At 72.2% G+C, this 16935-nt stretch carries 16 protein-coding genes; 11 read left to right on the forward strand and 5 right to left on the reverse strand.

Translation table 11 applies throughout. The features are described 5' to 3' along the window. The 8 genes from AB0H87_RS09990 to AB0H87_RS10025 all read left to right on the forward strand — a co-directional run. Positions 1-1040: gluconolaconase (locus tag AB0H87_RS09990; RefSeq protein ID WP_360142290.1), on the forward strand; the 1040-nt coding region annotated here is incomplete at its 5' end. Between the two features lie 29 nt (positions 1041-1069). Next, a complete protein-coding gene (locus AB0H87_RS09995; protein WP_360142292.1) occupies positions 1070-1357 on the forward strand; it encodes a DUF6343 family protein in 288 nt (95 codons plus the stop codon). Positions 1358-1372: 15 nt separating this feature from the next. After that, positions 1373-2749, forward strand: a complete 1377-nt coding sequence (locus tag AB0H87_RS10000; RefSeq protein WP_360142294.1) for an NADP-dependent succinic semialdehyde dehydrogenase — start codon at positions 1373-1375, stop codon at positions 2747-2749. Positions 2750-2800: 51 nt separating this feature from the next. Next, positions 2801-3388 carry a winged helix-turn-helix domain-containing protein gene (locus AB0H87_RS10005; RefSeq protein WP_360142296.1) on the forward strand — a complete coding sequence of 196 codons (588 nt, stop codon included), beginning with the start codon at positions 2801-2803 and terminating at the stop codon, positions 3386-3388. Then, positions 3385-4677, forward strand: a complete 1293-nt coding sequence (locus AB0H87_RS10010; RefSeq protein WP_360142298.1) for an MFS transporter — start codon at positions 3385-3387, stop codon at positions 4675-4677. Before AB0H87_RS10005 ends, AB0H87_RS10010 begins: the two co-directional genes overlap by 4 nt. Positions 4678-4817: 140 nt before the next feature. After that, positions 4818-5774 carry a TIGR03885 family FMN-dependent LLM class oxidoreductase gene (locus AB0H87_RS10015; RefSeq protein ID WP_360142300.1) on the forward strand — a complete coding sequence of 319 codons (957 nt, stop codon included), beginning with the start codon at positions 4818-4820 and terminating at the stop codon, positions 5772-5774. A 46-nt stretch (positions 5775-5820) separates the two neighbouring features. Further along, on the forward strand, positions 5821-7404 hold the full coding sequence (locus tag AB0H87_RS10020) for a Na+/H+ antiporter (protein ID WP_360142302.1): 1584 nt from the start codon (positions 5821-5823) through the stop codon (positions 7402-7404). A gap of 11 nt (positions 7405-7415) precedes the next feature. Beyond that, the gene (locus AB0H87_RS10025; protein ID WP_360142344.1) at positions 7416-7673 is read left to right on the forward strand and encodes a UBP-type zinc finger domain-containing protein; all 258 of its coding nucleotides are present in this window, start codon (positions 7416-7418) and stop codon (positions 7671-7673) included. A 135-nt stretch (positions 7674-7808) separates the two neighbouring features. On the opposite strand, the gene AB0H87_RS10030 is transcribed toward AB0H87_RS10025, so the two are convergent. Further along, positions 7809-8957: a hypothetical protein gene (locus AB0H87_RS10030; RefSeq protein ID WP_360142304.1), complete on the reverse strand. Its 1149-nt coding sequence runs from the start codon at positions 8955-8957 to the stop codon at positions 7809-7811. A 123-nt stretch (positions 8958-9080) separates the two neighbouring features. On the opposite strand from AB0H87_RS10030, the gene AB0H87_RS10035 reads away from it, so the two are divergent. Together AB0H87_RS10035 and AB0H87_RS10040 are read left to right on the forward strand one after the other, a co-directional pair. Further along, positions 9081-10505, forward strand: a complete 1425-nt coding sequence (locus tag AB0H87_RS10035) for an Nramp family divalent metal transporter (RefSeq protein WP_360142306.1) — start codon at positions 9081-9083, stop codon at positions 10503-10505. Positions 10506-10638: 133 nt separating this feature from the next. Next, the gene (locus tag AB0H87_RS10040) at positions 10639-11244 is read left to right on the forward strand and encodes a hypothetical protein (RefSeq protein ID WP_360142308.1); all 606 of its coding nucleotides are present in this window, start codon (positions 10639-10641) and stop codon (positions 11242-11244) included. Here AB0H87_RS10040 and AB0H87_RS10045 read toward each other — a convergent pair. Then, positions 11147-12556 carry a DUF2252 domain-containing protein gene (locus AB0H87_RS10045; RefSeq protein ID WP_360142310.1) on the reverse strand — a complete coding sequence of 470 codons (1410 nt, stop codon included), beginning with the start codon at positions 12554-12556 and terminating at the stop codon, positions 11147-11149. The genes AB0H87_RS10040 and AB0H87_RS10045 overlap by 98 nt on opposite strands. Beyond that, on the reverse strand, positions 12553-13158 hold the full coding sequence (locus AB0H87_RS10050) for a hypothetical protein (protein ID WP_360142312.1): 606 nt from the start codon (positions 13156-13158) through the stop codon (positions 12553-12555). Before AB0H87_RS10050 ends, AB0H87_RS10045 begins: the two co-directional genes overlap by 4 nt. 117 nt (positions 13159-13275) lie before the next feature. Between AB0H87_RS10050 and AB0H87_RS10055 the strand changes: the two genes are divergently transcribed. Further along, the gene (locus AB0H87_RS10055) at positions 13276-14838 is read left to right on the forward strand and encodes an MFS transporter (protein ID WP_360142314.1); all 1563 of its coding nucleotides are present in this window, start codon (positions 13276-13278) and stop codon (positions 14836-14838) included. Here the strand turns inward: AB0H87_RS10055 and AB0H87_RS10060 are convergent. Further along, on the reverse strand, positions 14824-16101 hold the full coding sequence (locus AB0H87_RS10060; protein WP_360142316.1) for a hypothetical protein: 1278 nt from the start codon (positions 16099-16101) through the stop codon (positions 14824-14826). The two genes, AB0H87_RS10055 and AB0H87_RS10060, sit on opposite strands and share 15 nt — an antisense overlap. Then, positions 16098-16823 carry a protein phosphatase 2C domain-containing protein gene (locus AB0H87_RS10065; RefSeq protein ID WP_360142318.1) on the reverse strand — a complete coding sequence of 242 codons (726 nt, stop codon included), beginning with the start codon at positions 16821-16823 and terminating at the stop codon, positions 16098-16100. Before AB0H87_RS10065 ends, AB0H87_RS10060 begins: the two co-directional genes overlap by 4 nt. Positions 16824-16935 lie beyond the last annotated feature (112 nt).

A 16935-nucleotide genomic window follows, 5' to 3' on the forward strand; every position in this document is an offset into this window, starting at 1 on the left:
GCTTCCTGCTCGTGCTCCCTGACGGCGCCGTGCTGGTCTCCCGGCCGAGCGCCAACGGCGTCGACCGGATCCCGCCCGGCGGCGGCGAGCCGGCCACCTTCCTCTCCGGGCTCGACCGCCCGCACGACCTCGTGCTGGCCACCGTCGGCGGACGACAGTGGATCTACGTCGCCGCCGTGGACCAGGTGGTCCGCTACGCCTACACCGCGGGCGCCGCACGGGCCGGCACGGCCGAGGTCGTGGTCGACGGCCTGCCCGACGACAGCCTGCCGGAGCTGGGCGGCCGGTACGGCCACGTGCTGAAGAACATCGCCCTCGACGGCGACACCCTCTACGTCTCGATCGCCTCCACCTGCAACGCCTGCGCCTCCGACACGACGTCGGACCCGGTCCGCGGCGCGGTCCACCGCTGGGACACCGACGGCCGCAACGCCGGGAAGGCGCTGGTCGCCAAGGGTCTGCGCAACGCCGAGGGCCTCGCGATCGCGCCCGGCACGCACGACCTCTGGGTCGTGGTCAACAACCGGGACAACATCATCGACCCGAACACCGGGCGCAAGGACACCGCGTACGTCGACGACAACCCGCCGGAGCTGTTCGTCAAGATCAAGCAGGACGGCTTCTACGGCTGGCCGTTCTGCAACCCCGACCCGGCCGGCGGCATGCGCAACATGCCCTACCTGCGCGACCACGAGCTCAACCGGGACGGCTCCGCGGCCGACTGCGAGGCGGCGACCCCCGTCGACGTCGGCATCCAGGCCCACTCCGCGCCGCTCGGCCTGACCTTCGCGAAGGACCTCGGTGCGGTGATCCCGCTGCACGGCTCCTGGAACCGCAGCGAGCGCACCGGCTACAAGGTGATCAACTTTCCCTGGGTCGACGGGCGCCCGGGCGGCCAGCGCGACCTAGTCACCGGCTTCCTCGACGACGGCGAACCCTGGGCCCGGCCGGTCGACTCGGCCCTGCTCGCCGACGGTTCGCTGCTGGTCAGCGACGATCACGGTGGCCACGTCTTCCGGTTCGCGCCGCCGCCGGGTTAGTGGGGTCCGGGGCGGGGTAGTCGTCCCGTATGACCGGAAACCGTCCCTACCGCCAGGCCGGTGGGCAGCCGCGCGGTGCCCGGGGCACGGTGGGGCACCCGTACTCCGCGCTGAACCTGCGTCTGGTCCTGGCCCTCTTCGGCCTCGTCGTGTTCGCCGTGCTCACCTGGCTGGCCGCCGCGGCGGACCTGCTGGTGCTCTCGGTGCTCTGCGGCATCGTCGTGCTGACCGCGATCGTCGACCTGGCGATCATCCAGCACCGCCGCCGGGCCCGCCGCCGAGCCGAACCCGGCGTGCACCACTCGCTCTTCGAATGATCGCAAGGAGACGCCATGGCCATCGCCACGACCAACCCCGCGACCGGCGAGATGCTCAAGACCTTCGAGCCCATGGGCGAGAAGCAGATCGAGGAGATCCTCGCCAATGCCGCGGAGGCGGCCGCGGTGCTCCGCGCGACCACGTTCGACCAGCGGGCCGCCTGGATGCGCGAGGCGGCCCTGCTGCTGGAGGGCGAGATCGGCGAGGTGGCCCGGCTGGTCACGCTGGAGATGGGCAAGCGGATCGAGGAGGCCAAGGCCGAGGTGGCCAAGTGCGCGTCGGCGTGCCGCTACTACGCGGCGCACGCCGAGCGGTTCCTGGCCGACGTGCCCGCTGACGCCCGGGCGGTCCGCGCGAGCCGCGCGTACACCCGGTTCGAACCGCTCGGTCCCGTGCTCGCGATCATGCCGTGGAACTTCCCGCTCTGGCAGGTCATGCGGTTCGCCGCGCCCGCGCTGATGGCCGGCAACCCGGGGCTGCTCAAGCACGCCTCCAACGTGCCGCAGACCGCGCTCTACCTGGACGAGCTCTTCGACCGGGCCGGCTTCCCGACCGGCGCGTTCCAGGCCCTGCTGGTCGGCTCGGACGCCATCGAGGACATCCTGCTCGATCACCGGGTACGCGCGGCGACGCTGACCGGCAGCGCCGCCGCGGGTCGGTCGGTCGCCGCGATCGCCGGCCGGGCGCTGAAGAAGACGGTGCTGGAGCTGGGTGGCAGCGACCCGTACGTGGTGATGCCCTCGGCCGACCTGGACCGCGCCGTGTCGACGGCCGTGCGCGCCCGCTGCCAGAACAACGGCCAGTCCTGCATCGCGGCGAAGCGGTTCATCGTGCACGGCGACGTCTACGACGCGTTCGCCCGGGCGTTCACGGACCAGATGGCCGGGCTCGTCGTCGGCGACCCGCTCGACCACGGCGTCGACATCGGTCCCCTCGCCACCGAGCAGGGCCGCGACGACGTGGCCGAGCAGGTCAGCGACGCGGTCGCCAAGGGCGGGACCGTGCTCACCGGCGGTCGCGCGCCGGACCGGCCGGGCTGGTTCTATCCGCCGACGGTCGTCACCGACCTCACCCACGACATGCGGATGTACCGCGAGGAGGTGTTCGGCCCCGTCGCCGGCCTCTACCGGATCGAGTCGCTGGACGAGGCGCTCGAGCTCGCCAACGGCACCGAGTACGGCCTCGGCGCGAACGCGTGGACGACCGACCCGGGGGAGCGGGAGCGGTTCGTCGACGAGCTGGACGCCGGTCAGGTGTTCGTCAACGGCATGGTCACCTCGCATCCGGAGCTGCCGTTCGGTGGCGTGCGCGACTCCGGCTACGGCCGCGAGCTGTCCGACCTGGGCATCCGCGAGTTCTGCAACGCGAAGGCGGTCTGGGTCGCCGAATAACTGCAGAATTCTGTTTGCAAAATTATCTCTGGAGTTGGTACGGTCCGTCGCATGGCGGATCGCATCATCACCGAGGTCGATGAGCTGAAGGCGGTCACGCACCCGCTGCGGGTGCGGATGCTGGGCGCGCTGCGGGCCGACGGGCCGGCCACCGCGACCGAGCTGGCCCGCCGGTTCGACACCGACACCGGCACCACGAGCTACCACCTGCGCAAGCTGGCGCGGTTCGGCTTCGTCGAGGAGGCCGAGCAGCGCGACGGGCGCGAGCGGCGCTGGCAGGCGAGCCAGCCGACGACGACCTGGGACGAGGCCGCGCTGGCGGCCACCGGCGAGGGGCGGGCCGCGCTGTCGGTCATGCGGCGCCACCAGCTGGCGGCGCTCGAGCGCGCGGTCTCGGCCTACGAGGCGGCGCAGACCGACCTGCCGCCCGAGTGGGTCGCCGTGTCCGGGATGGGCGACGTGCGGGCCCGGCTCACGCCGACCTCCCTGGGCGAGCTGGAGCGACGCATCGAGGCGCTGATCGAGGAGTTCGCCGCCGCGGACGCCGACGACCCGGCCGCCCGCACCGTGCTGCTGCACTTCGGCGGCTTCCCGCGGATCGACCCGGCCGGTTGGGCCGACGTGGCGGACGAGTCGTGACCGGCCGGCGCGCCGAACGGCGCTACGCGCTGCTGGTCTTCCTGTTCTGGCTGCCGACCGGCCTCTACGTGGCGACCAAGGTCCTGCTGATGCACGAGCGCGGGCTCGGCGTCGCCGCGATCGGCACGGTCGTGCTGGTCTTCTCGCTCACCACGGCGGCGCTGGAGCTGCCGACCGGCGGGCTCGCCGACGTGATCGGGCGGCGCACCGTGCTGGCCGCGTCGGCCGTGGCCAGCTTCGCCGGGCTGGCGCTGCTCGCCGTCGCCGACTCGTTCTGGCTGTTCGCGGCGTCGGCCGTGCTGCGCGGCATGGCGCGGGCCCTGTCGAGCGGCCCCGACCAGGCCTGGTTCGTCGACACCATGCACGCGGTCGAGGGTCCCGACGCGTCGCTGACCCGCGGCCTGGCCCGCGGCGAGGCGGCGTCGTCGGTCGCGCTCGGCATCGGCACGCTGGCCGGCGGGGCGCTGCCGCTCGCGCTCGGCGCGGTCGGCCCGCTGCCGGCGCTCGCGGTGCCGGTGGCGATCGCCGCCGCGATCGAGCTGGTCCGCCTGGCGGTGACCGTGTTCGGCATGCCCGAGCCGCCGCGCCCCCGCACGTCCCTGCGCGCGGTGCTGCGCGGCGTCCCCGCGACGATCGCGACCGGGCTGCGCCTCGGCGTCCGCGACGGCGTGCTGGCCCGGATCCTGCTGGCCGGCGCGGGCGTCGGCGTCGCGCTGGCCGCGATCGAGCTGCTCACGCCCGGCTGGCTGGCCGACCTGGTCGGCGACCCGGAGCGGGGCGCGTCCACCTACGCGGTGGTCGCGGCGGCCGGGTTCGCCGCGAGCGCGGTCGGCAGCCTGCTCGGCCCGTGGGTGCAACGCCGCCTCGGCTCGGCGGTCCGGGCCGGCGTCGCGGGCATCGCCCTCGGCGCGGTCGCACTGCTCGGCGTCGGCCTCGCGGGCCCGGCCCTGGACGGGCCGTCGTCCGGCGTGCCGGTGGTGGCGGCCGCCTACCTGCTGCTCTTCGTCGGTCTCGGGGTGACCGCGGCGCCACAGGCGGCGCTGCTGCACAGCCGGGTCGCGCCGGCGGAGCGGGCCACGGTGGTCTCGGTCGAGTCGCTGGCCCTGCAGGCCGCGGGCGCGCTCGGCGCGGTCACCGTCGGCGCGCTCGCCACGTCCCGGGGCGTGCCGTTCGCGTTCGGCGTGGCCGGTGCGGCGCTGGTCTTCGCGGCCTGGGTGGTCGCCCGCATCCGCATCGCCGACCCGGCGCCGGAAGCAGCAACCACCGAGCCGACACCGGCGGCGGTCTGAACCTCCGTCGGGCCTTTGCTCTGCAGCCATATACGCATCAGGGTCGGCCCGGAAGTGATGCGTATATGGCTGCAGAGCAAAGCGTGCGTGGGTATGCGGGGTTGTGTAGCCGGTGGCGCCGGCGGGTAGTTACCGACCGCATGACGGTCTACGGCTGGCACGCCTCCCACGAGCAGGTCCACCCCCGCGCCCTCCTGGACGCCGCGGTAGCGGCCGAGGAGGCCGGCTTCGGCGCCGCGATGAGCTCCGACCACTTCTCGCCGTGGAGCGAGCGCCAAGGCCAGTCCGGGTTCGCCTGGTCCTGGCTCGGCGCCGCGCTGCAGGCCACCGACCTGTCGTTCGGGGTGGTCAACGCGCCGGGGCAGCGCTACCACCCGGCGATCATCGCGCAGGCGATCGGGACGCTCGGTGCCATGTACCCGGGGCGGTTCTGGGCCGCGCTCGGCACCGGCGAGGCCAGCAACGAGCACATCACCGGCGGCGGCTGGCCGCGCAAGGAGCTGCGGGCCGCCCGCCTGCGCGAGTGCGTCGACGTCATCCGGGCGCTGCTGGCCGGCGAGGAGGTCAGCCACGACGGCCTGGTCACCGTCGACCGGGCCCGGCTCTGGACCCGGCCGGCCGAGCCGCCGGCGCTGGTCGGTGCCGCGGTCAGCGTCGAGACCGCGAAGTGGTGCGCCGAGTGGGCCGACGGCCTGATCACGGTCAACGCGCCGCACGAGCACCTGCGCGCGATGATCGCGGCCTACCGGGACGCCGGCGGGCGCGGGCCGGTCTGCCTGCAGGCGCACCTGAGCTGGGCCGGCAGCGCTGACGAGGCCGAGGCGCTGGCCTACGGGCAGTGGCGGTCCAACGTCTTCCCGCCGCCGGTCTGCTGGGACCTGGAGCTGACCGACCATTTCGACGCCGTCTCGGAGTCGGTGCCGATGGAGCGCGTGGCGGCGACCGTCGACATCTCGGCCGATCTCGGCTGGCACGCGGCCCGGCTCCGCTCGTACGCCGAGCTCGGTTTCGACCGCGTCTACCTGCACCACGTCGGCCAGGAGCAGGCCGCGTTCATCGACGCGTTCGGCGCGAAGGTGCTGCCCCAGCTGGCCTGAACGCACCGGTTGGTCGGAGGGGGCCGCGCCCACATAGCATTCGCGCATGCACCAGCTGACCGAGATCGTCATCCTGCTGGCGGTCGCCGTCTTCGGCGCGGCGCTCGCCCGCAAGATCGGGGTTCTGTCGCCGATCCTGCTGATGATCATCGGTCTCGGTCTGTCGTTCCTGCCGGGCTTCCCGGAGTTCCACCTCGAGCCGGAACTGGTGCTGATCGGCATCCTGCCGCCGCTGCTCTACGTGGCCGCCCTGCAGACCTCGGTGCCGGCCTTCCGGTTCAACCTGCGGCCGATCCTGCTGCTCGGCATCGGCCTGGTCGTGTTCACCGCGCTGGCGGTGGGCTTCGTGGTGCACCTGATCCTGCCGCAGGCGCCGTTCGCGGTCTGCGTAGCGCTGGGCGCGGTGGTCGCGCCGCCCGACGCGGTGTCGGCGACGGCGATCGCCCGCCGGATCGGCCTGCCCAGACGGATCGTGACGATCCTCGAGGGCGAGAGCCTGATCAACGACGCCAGCGCGCTGGTGCTGCTCCGGGTGGCCACGGCGGCGGCGGTCGGCGGCGGCGCGGTCGGCTTCGGCGAGGTCACCGAGCAGGTCTTGGTCTCGGCCGGCGGCGGCATCGCGATCGGCATCGCGGGCGCGGTGATCTTCGGGTACCTGCACAAGAAGATCAAGGACCCCCTGCTCGACAACGCGCTGTCCCTGCTGATCCCGTTCGCGGTGGTCATCCCGTCCGAGGAGATCGGCGCCTCGGGCGTCGTCGCGGTGGTCGTCACGGGCCTGGCCCTGGGCCACCGGATGCCGACGCTGATGGCCGCCGGCTCCCGCCTGCAGATGGACGCGTTCTGGCGGCTGATCAGGTTCCTCCTCGAGGGCCTGGTCTTCCTGCTGGTCGGCCTCCAGTTGCGCAGCGTCATCGACGACATCAGCACTCCCTGGGGCACCGTCTTCGCGGCGACCGGCGCGGTGATCGCGACGCTGATCGTCACCCGCTACGTCTGGGTGGTCCCGGGCGCGTTCCTGCCCCGGCTCTCGGCCCGGATCCGCAGCCGGGAGACGACCTTCAGCTGGCGCCACCCGGCGATCATCGGCTGGGCCGGCATGCGCGGCGTGGTGACACTGGCCGCGGCCCTGGCCCTGCCGTCGGTCGGCACGGGCGAGAACGAGGCCATCTATCCGCGCGACGTGTTCATCTTCATCGCGTTCGCCGTGATCGTCTTCACACTGATGGTCTTCGGCCTGACCCTGCCGGTGTTCGCGCGGGCCGTCGGCCTGCCACCGGACGACCCTTCTAAGGACTTCCTCGCCGAGGCGGCGGTGCAGCAGGCGGCGGCCCGGGCGGCCAAGGCGCGCCTGGAGGACTCGCTGGAGGGCGCACCCGAGTCGGTGGTCAAGCGGCTGCGCCAACAGGTGGTGGACCGCACGAACACGGCGTGGGAACGCCTCGGCGGGGACGGGCGGGAGACCCCCTCGGCGGCGTACGGTCGACTCCGGCAGGAGATGATCGACGCCGAACGCGAGGTCTTCCGGACGGCGCGTGACGAGGGTCGCATCCCGGAAGAGGTGCTCACCCGCGCCTACCGCGACCTCGACCTGGAGGAATCCCTGCTCCAACGCCGCGAAGACGACTGATGGGGGAACGAATGACCTGCGAGGACATCACCCTGGCGGACTCGCCGGAGCCGCAGACGACGGAGGGCTGCCAGGACTGCCTGGCCGAGGGTCGCCACGACTGGGTCCACCTACGCCTCTGCGAATCCTGCGGCCACGTGGGCTGCTGCGACTCGTCCCCGGCCCGCCACGCCACGGCCCACTTCAAGGACACCAGCCACCCGGTGATCAAGAGCTTCCAGCCGGGTGAGAACTGGAAGTGGTGCTTCGTCCACGAGACCCTGGGCTGATCAAGAGCTAGATTCCTGCTCGGGTCCGCGGTGGTGCGGACCGTTCCTCCCGCGAGAGACCGCTCCGCTTCGCTGCGCTGCCAGGTTCGCGGCGGGCCGCGGGTCAGAACAACCCCGCGGCCCGCGTGGATGCCGTCAGTCGCCCGGTTCCGTCGGGAGTGTGGGCAAGGTGTCGAACCACGGGTCGTACCAGGTCGGTGGGGCCGTCGGGACCGGCGGCAGGGTAGGCGCGGGCGGCCACGACGGGGTCGGCGGGAAGGTCGGCTGCGGCGGCGCTGTCGCGGGTGGGGTCCAGGGCGGTTCGCCGTAGGTCTGGGGTCGGGCGTAGTAGATGTTCTCGTCCTCCGCCACGAACGCGATGTCGTGGCTGTTCCGGACGAACGTGCCGCCCTCCACCGACGCGCCGCCCGACGCCTCGAAGCGGGCCGTGCCCGACGCGCGCCGGCTCAGGGCGTCCGCGACGAAGTCGTCACCGCGCCTGCCGGCGTCCGTCGTGAAGACCCACAGTCGCTCGTGGTCCTGCACCATCATCCGGGTCCGGTCGTCGGAGATGCTCGCCGACGAGATGTTGTCGACGTCCCGCCCGAACCGCCCGACGCGGGTCAGCCGCGCCTCGCCCGACGTGCCGGACGGCAGGTCCACCCGGTACACCGGCGTGCCGCTGGTCTTCGCGAACACGTAGAAGTGGCCGTCGAGCCAGAGCATCGCTTCCGAGTTGTACGTGCGGCAGCCCGGCTTCGAGTTGTCCGGGAACCGCAGCTCGTACGACGCGACCACCTCCAGCGGCCCCGACCCGCCCGGGTCCGGCTCGGCGACCCGCAACAGCCGCTGCTGGTCCTTGCAGTTGTTGGCACCGAGCTGGCCGATCCACATCGCACCGGCGTCGTCGACGGTCAGGTCCTCCCAGTCCTGGTTCTTCGCGCCCACCACCGGGTAGCTGGTGAACATCGTGCTGCCGTGCACCGCTGACGGCATCCCGCCCGCGGTGAGCCGCATGCCCCAGATCGCGTCCCGCGGTTTGCCGGGTTTGCTCGACCCGCCGTCCCGCAGCCAGTAGTACATCCCGGGGTAGGTCCGGCTCGCGATCAGCCCGGACGCCTCCGAGGCCGGCAGTTTCACACCCAGCGGCGGCATCTTGCCGGGCACGATCGGCGCCTCTTCGGGAGCGGCCCGCTCGGCCGCCGGATCGGTGGCCGCGCCGGCGCCGACGCTGTTGACGGCGTACCAGCCCACCAGCGCGGCTGCCGACAGGGCCACGACGCTCCACAGTGATCGTCTGCGCACCTGAGCCTCCCCAAGGTGAGTTGGTCTCTGCTATTCGTAACATAAAGGACAGTTCGGACTGTACGGGTTTGATCGCGATGAATATGGGGAAGGAGGGGCGCCACCCTGCCCCGGGAGGCCGCCATGACGCAGACCGCCGCCGAACGCTTCCGCAGCCGACACGTACACGAGGTGAAGGTCCGTGACCTGCCGGACGCCCCACGATCACATTGGCGGATCATCGGGCCCGGAGTGATCGCCGCCGGTGTCGGACTGGCCTCCGGCGAGTTCATCCTGTTCCCGTACATCGCCTCGCAGGTCGGTCTGGTCTTCCTCTGGGCGGCCGTGGTCGGCCTGGTCACCCAGTGGTTCCTCAACATGGAGATCGAGCGCTACACGCTCGCGACCGGCGAGACGGCGCTGACCGGCTTCTCGCGCACCTGGCGGCACTGGGGCCTGGTGTTCGCGATCCTGACCTACTTCGCCAACCTCTGGCCCGGCTGGGCGACCAGCTCGGCCACGATGGTGACCTACATCTTCGGCGGCGAGCCCCGCTGGATCGCCATCGGCATGCTCGGGCTGATCGGCGTCACGCTCACCCTGGCCCCGGTGATCTACACGGTCCTGGAGCGGGTCGAGTTCCTCAAGGTCGGGCTCGTCCTCCTCTTCATCGTGGTCGCACTGATCTTCGCGGTGACCACCGACGCGTGGTCCGCGCTCGGCCACGACGTCGTCCGGCCCGAGTTCCCGACCGAGCTGGGCTTCGCCCTGATGCTCTCGGCCCTGGTCTTCGCGGGCGCGGGCGGCGGACAGAACCTCGTCCAGAGCAACTGGATCCGGGACAAGGGCTTCGGCATGGGCGCGTACGTGCCGCGCCTGGTCAGCCCGCTCACCGGCAAGGAGGAGGCCGCGCCCGACTCGGCCGGCTTCGTGTTCGACGACAACGAGGCCAACATGGGCCGCTGGCGCCAGTGGTGGAAGCTGGCCAACAAGGAGCAGCTCTACACGTTCGTGCTGATCACCTTCGTGACGATCACGCTGATGTCGCTGCTGTCCTACTCGACCGTGTTCGGCGTGCCCGGCCTGGCCAACAGCGTCAGCTTCCTCGAGGTGGAGGGGCAGCGGCTCAAGGAGCTGGTCGGCGAGTGGTTCGGCGTCCTGTTCTGGGCCATCGGCGCGGTGTCGCTGTTCGCGGCCGCGCTGGGCATCGTCGACTACACCAGCCGGCTGGCGGCCGACGTGCTCAAGGTCTCCTACCTGCGCCGGGTGTCCGAGAGCCGGATCTACTTCGCGCTGGTCTGGGGCCTGGTCCTGATCGGCATCGTGGTCCTGCTGGGCGGCTTCGACCAGCCGCTGGTCCTGCTGGTCATCTCGGCCTGCGTCGGCGGCCTGATGATGTTCCTCTACTCGGGCCTGCTCCTGCTGATCAACAAGAAGTTCCTGCCGGAGCGGGTACGCCCACGCGGCATCCGCGTGATCGCCCTGATCTGGGGCGTCCTCCTGTTCGGCGTCTTCTCCGTCCTCACGATCAAGGAGCAGGGCGCGAAGCTCCTCGACTGGCTGGGCTGACCTTGGGAATGCCGACCAGCGCTCGCCCCGACACCCCTACGGGGTCACCGCCCGGGCAGCTGCGGGTGTCCACCGGGTAACGCCGGGGTGACTCCTGATGGAGTCGTGATCACCGGGTTGGAAGGCTCGGACCATGACATTCACGACCCGGTTCGCCGCGCTCGCGGCGCCGTTGCTGATGCTCTTCTACGGAATCATGCGGTACGTCGACGGACGCGACGGCGACCGCGGCAACGGGCCCGCCTGGGACATCGGGCACACCGCGTTCTTCCTCGCGTTCGTGCTCTTCGTCGTGCTCGCCGTGCGGCTGCACAAGGTCGTGCCGGTGGCCGCGCGGTGGCAGCGCGGGCTGCGCGACGGGGCACTGGTCGCCGCCCTGGTCGGTGCCGCGGGCTTTCTCTGGGTGACGCTCACCGACCTGTTCCCGGCGATCCCCACCGGGCTGCCCGACCTGGCGATGGTCGGCCTGCCGGTGCTGTTCCAGCTCGGCATGCTCACCCTGCTCGGTCAGCTCGTCGCCGCCCGGTGGCTGCCGGTCTGGAGCCCGTTGCTCATGCTCTTCGGCTTCGTGCTGATCGCGGTGAACCTCGACCTGCTGCCGTTCGCCTCGGTGGTCATCCTCTGTGGACTGGTGCCGCTGGCTACGGGCTCACCCCGACCAGCTGGTCCTTCACGTGCGCACAGAACGCCGCATAGTCCTGTTCGTTCTGGTCGGCGTAGTCCTCGGCGTACGCCGTGATGGCCTTCTCGAAGCGGTCCGAGCCGCCCAGGTACGCGCCGATCGCGACCGGGTCGCCCGACCGCGCGTGGGCCCGGGCCAGGGTCCAGCCGCACATCCGGGCGTACAGGGCGAGGCCCTCCGGGCGCATCCGCTCGATCGGCGCCGAGAACTTCCAGTCGCGCAGCTGGCGCACGTAGAAGTCCCGGGTCGCGCCGTCCGGTGCGTTGACCCGGGTCCAGCCCAGGAAGATGTCGCTCAGCGCCTGCATGAGGTGCTGGCCGGCGACCACCCGCTCGCCCTGGTTGCGGTAGCGGCTGGCACCCGCGTACCGCGCCAGCACCGACTTCTGCGCCTCCTTGGCCTGCAGGAACAGCGGCTCGCCGTCAGCGGTCTCGAGCAGCACGATCCACGCGCGCGTGCCGACGCTGCCCACGCCGACCACCTTGCGGGCCACCTGGACCAGCTCGAACTGGTGCAGGAGGTGCCGCCGGTCGGTCGGCAGGCTGCGCTGGTAGGTCTCGATCACGTTGCCGATGAGCTGGTAGATGACGTCGGCCTCGAGATCGTTGAAGACGTCCTCGATCGGCACGATCGTGGGCGGCTCGCTGATGATCTGGCGGCGCCCGTCGACCACCGTGGTCAGCTTCTCCAGCGCCTGCATGCTGTCCTTGCCGCGCGCCTTGGCCAGCACCGTCGTCGTCTCGCTGTAGGCCTTCGGCCGGATCTGGTCGCGGAACCGGTTGAGCGCCTCCGAGACGTCGAGGTGCGCGTACCAGACGGCCAGCCGGCCCTGCTCCCCGAAGGCCCGGATGTTGTTCCGGTACGCCTCGACCCCGGCCCGGACGATGTCCTTGCGCTGCTTGCGCTTGAAGCCGTTGTCCCGCGCCGCGATCACGAGGCTGGCCGCCAGCCGCTTCACGTCCCACTCGAACGGGCCCGGCAGCGTCTCGTCGAAGTCGTTGCAGTCGAACACCAGCCGCCGCTCCGGCGACGCGAACGCGCCGAAGTTCGACAGGTGCGCGTCGCCGCAGAGCTGCACGTCGAGCCCCGAGCGTGGCGCCCGCGCCAGGTCCGCCGCCATCGGCAGCGCCGCGCCGCGGAAGTAGGTGAACGGCGACACCGCCATCCGGGCGTGCCGGACCGGCACGAGCTCCGGCACGCGCGACTCGGCCTGCCCCATCAGGAGCCCGATCGGGTCGCGGTCGCTCTCGAACCCGGTCGCCGCGTGCGCGCTCACCGGGACCTCGGCGCGGACCGCTCGGCCCTCCTGCGCGCGCTGCGCGCGACCCGGGTGGTGTCCGTTGCCGCTGACGTGCCCGTTGCCGTTCATGGCGTCCGGATCCACGGCTGGTGCAGGTCGAAGTACGTGGGCGGGCCGATCATGATCTCCTGTAGCTCGGCCATCTGCGCTGCCAGGTCCGGCGGCGGCTGCTTGCGCTCACCGGCCCGCGCCTCCTGCTCGTTGGTGAAGTAGACCGCCACGGTGAACTCACCGTCGCCGTAGGCGCAGGCCGTCGTGCCGAGGATGTCGGGGCGGAACGCGGCCCACTCCGGCGTGCACTCCAGCAACAGCTCGACCGCGCGGTCGTGGTCGGTGCCCTTGCCCTGCATGATCTGGACGAACCCGGCCTTGAGCGGGTCGCCCGGGTTGTCGGTGACCGCGTTGTCGGCGTCGTGGAACGTGACCTCGCCGTCGAAGAGCTGCGAGGTGCGCTGCCACCACTTGTCCTGCGACGGGCGGTCGCTGTTCTGGAGCGCCGACACCCGGTCGGTGAAGCAGGCCAGGCCGATGAACTCGCCCCGGTCCGTGACCCCGCCGGTGGAGCTGAGCCAGCCTTCGGCGTCGGGCGAGAGATCGCGTACCCACTGGTCCAGGGCCGCTTTCAACTGGCCGGCGTCACGCACGTGACCTTGGATGATCTGGACGAACATGACGAGCCTCCTTGCCAAACACGGGGATGGTGGCTCTCTCTCCAACCTACGCCGGGCCAGGGTGCAATACGGGCGAATCGACCCTATGGGAGGTATGTCCCAATTAGTATGGCGGCGGTGACGTCCGCACCGTCCGCGCCGGCTCGGGCGGGCCTCGTGTTGACCGCGTTGATCCTGGTGGCCGCGGTCGCCAACCTCAACCTGTCCGTCGCGAACGTCGCCCTGCCGGACATCGGCCGCGCGTTCGACTCGTCCCAGACCCGGCTCGACCTGATCGCCATCGGCTACTCGCTCGGCCTGGCCGCCTCGGTGCTCTACCTCGGCGCGCTCGGCGACCGGCACGGTCGCAAGATGATGCTGACGATCGGCGTCGCGCTCGCGATCCCGATCAGCATCCTGGCGGCCTGGTCACCCTCGGACATCGTGCTGATCGCCGCCCGGATCCTCGGTGGAGTGTCGGCCGGGATGGCCTATCCCACCACGCTCGCGCTGATCACCGCCCTCTGGTCGGGTCCGGCGCGGACCAAGGCGATCGCGCTCTGGTCGGGCGTCGGCGGTGCGATCGCCGCCCTCGGCCCGACCATCGCCGGCGCCGTGCTCGAAGGCTTCTGGTGGGGCGCCGTCTTCCTGGTCACCCTGCCGCTGGCCGCGGTCGCGCTCGTGCTGGCCGTGCTGCTCGTGCCGGCGCACGTCAACGAGGGTGGCGGCCGGGTCGACAACCTCGGCGGCGCGCTGTCGATCCTGCTCGTCGCCGCGCTCGTGCTGGCCATCAACGACGCGGCCGAGCCCGGCGGTGGTCGCCGGGCGATCATCCTTGCCGTCATCGCGGTGGCCGCGGCGGCGCTGTTCGTGTTCCGCCAGCGGCGGGCCGCGAACCCGCTCTACGACCTGCGGATCGCGGCCCGCCGCACCTTCTGGGTGGCGGCCTGCGCCGGGATCATCGTGTTCGGCTCGCTGATGGGCGCGATGTTCGTCGGCCAGCAGTTCCTGCAGAACGTGCTCGGCTACTCGACGCTCAAGGCCGGCCTGTCGATCCTGCCCGCCGCCGCGCTGATGGTGCTCGTCGCGCCGCGCTCGGCCGCCCTGGTCCGGCGCCGCGGCTCCCGGCTGACCCTGCTGCTCGGCTACGTGTTCTGCCTGCTCGGCTTCGTCGCGATGCTGCTGCTGTGGAAGGAGGACATCGCGTTCTGGCGGGTCGCGCTCGCGTACGGGCTGATCGGCATCGGGGTGGGCCTGGCCGGCACGCCCGCGTCGCACTCGCTGACCAGCTCCGTGCCGGTGCGCCGGGCGGGCATGGCGTCCGGCACGGCCGACCTGCAGCGCGACCTCGGCGGCGCGGTGCTCCAGTCGGTGTTCGGCGCGCTGCTCACCGCCGGCTACTCCTCGGCGTTCGCCCGTGAGCTGGCCGGCGCACCGCCCGCCGACCAGCAGGCGATCGCACAGACCAAGACCGAGCTGGAGAACTCGTTCGCCAGCGCGGTGGACACGGCACAGCGCTATCCGCAGTACGCGGACCAGATCATCGCCGGTGCGCGCCAGGCCTTCCTCGACGGTGACCGCTGGACGTACCTCGCCGGCATCCTGGCGATCGTGCTCGGCCTGCTGCTGGTGTTCTTCGCCTTCCCGAAGAAGGAGCGGGAACAGGAGCTGCTGCGGGAGTACGCGTCAGCCGACCGCTAGGGGCGCCGGGGTGGTGCGGCGGCGGCGGGCCAGCAGCGCCGCGGTGAACAGTGCCGACAGCCAGATCGGGGCGTAGAGCAGGATCGGGTCGCCGCTGTCGTCGTCGGCCACGAGCCGGTTCAGCTGGGTCACCGTGCCGACGAGCACCGGGAGCGTCACCGCCGCGGCGAGCAGGCCACAGAGCGCACCGGCGGTGCTGGTGCGGGCCAGGGCCGCGCCGAGGGCGAACGCGCTGACCGGCGCACCGACCGCGACGTAGCCGACGTGCTCGACCGACGTCGTCACCACCACCGTCGCGACCGCCGCGGCGGCGGCTACGCCGTAGGCGTCCCACGGCACCGCGGGCCGGCGGCGGGTGAGCAGGGCGCCGGCCACGGCGGCCGCGACGGCCAGCAGCGGGAGCCAGAACCCGCCCCAGGCGATGCCCAAGTTCCGGCCGCTGGCCGTGAACAGGACGCCGCCGGCGCCCGCGACGGTCAACCCGAACCGGGCCGCGTCCGGGCCCGCCGCGCGGTCGCTCCAGCGGGCCAGGGCGCCGGTCAGCAGCACCCAGACGGCGATCGTGAGGAGGAGCACCAGCACGACCACCGCGGCCGGCGCGTCCACGGTGGACCGGCCGACGTACTCCATGTGGAAGCCCGCGGAGACCAGGACGCCGACGAGCGCCACCAGGGTGAAGGTGCGGACAGCGGGCCTCGCGGGGCCGGCCGTGGACGCCGGCGCGACCAGCGCGGCGGCGACGGCCAGCACCACCGCCGCCACGTCGGCCCAGCCCAGGTGATAGCGCGGGTCGGGGAACGCGGGCAGGAACACGGTGGCCGGAATGCCGGCGATGATGCCCGCGGCGAGGGCGGCGACCGGCCAGGGATCGCCCTCGCCCGCCACTCCCGGCAGCACCGCGACGGCGGCCGCGCCGATCGCGACACCACCGGCCAGCGCGGCGATCGGCCGGACCAGCGGGTGCAGCTCGTTGAAGGCGGAGTCCGCGTCGAGCGGTGCGTACGTGCTGAGCAGGCCGGCCACGACCAGACCGGCGGCGACCAGCGGCCAGCCGCGGGCCGGGCCGGGGACGCGGGCGCCCACCACCGCACCGACGAGCAGCGCGAGCACGGCACCGGTGGCCGACAGGATCCGGATCACGCCCTTTGCGTCGGCCTCGACCGGGAAACCCTCGAGGCCGTAGAACAGCACCTCGCCGAGGCTCCGCAGCAGGACCGCACCCACCGCCAGCGCGGCGAGCACGGCGACGATCCGGCGCGTCACCCGGCCACCAGGTCCGCGACGATGACGGTGATGTTGTCGGGTCCGCCGGCCCGGCGCGCCAGGTCCACCAGGCGCACCGCGCACGCCTGCGGCTCCGGGTTGGTCCGCAGCACCTCGGCGATCGTGTCGTCGCGTACCACATTGGACAGCCCGTCACTGCAGATCAGCCAGCGGTCGCCGGCCTCCGGTCGCAGCACCGTGAAGGCGGGCGACACCGGGTCGCCCTGCAGCGCCTGCGTGACCACCGCCCGGCGCGGGTGCACGTGCGCCTCGTCCGGGGTGATCACGCCCTCGTCGACCAGCATCTGCACGAACGTGTCGTCCTTCGTCATCTGCTGGGTGACACCGTCGCGGAGCAGGTACGCCCGGGAGTCGCCGACGTGGGCGAGCAGCACGGCGGAGTTGCCCGGCGCGAACAGCAGCGCGGTCAGCGTGGTGCCCATGCCGTCGCGGGTCGGGTCCTCCGCGACCGCGGCCCGGATCCGGTCGCCCGCCGCCTCGATCACCTCGCGCATCGCGTCGACCAGGCCGTCCTCCGGATGGGGGGCGTCGGCCCGGGCGACCGCGTCGATGGTGATGGCGCTCGCGAGGTCGCCGGCGGCCATCCCGCCCATCCCGTCGGCGACCGCGAGCAGATGGACGCCCGCGAAGACCGCGTCCTGGTTCGCCCGCCGGACCAGACCTCGGTCGGTGAGCGCGACGGGGCGCAGCAGAAGCGTCATGGCAGGCAGGATGCCAGGATGCGAGCCGGTTGTCTCTAGTAGATCACCTTCTCGGCCATCCGGATCGCGCCGTCCGGCCATCCGGAGGTGTCGCGAACAGTCCAAGATCCGC

It is taken from the genome of Asanoa sp. NPDC050611 (assembly GCF_040654855.1).
Classification (GTDB): domain Bacteria; phylum Actinomycetota; class Actinomycetes; order Mycobacteriales; family Micromonosporaceae; genus Asanoa.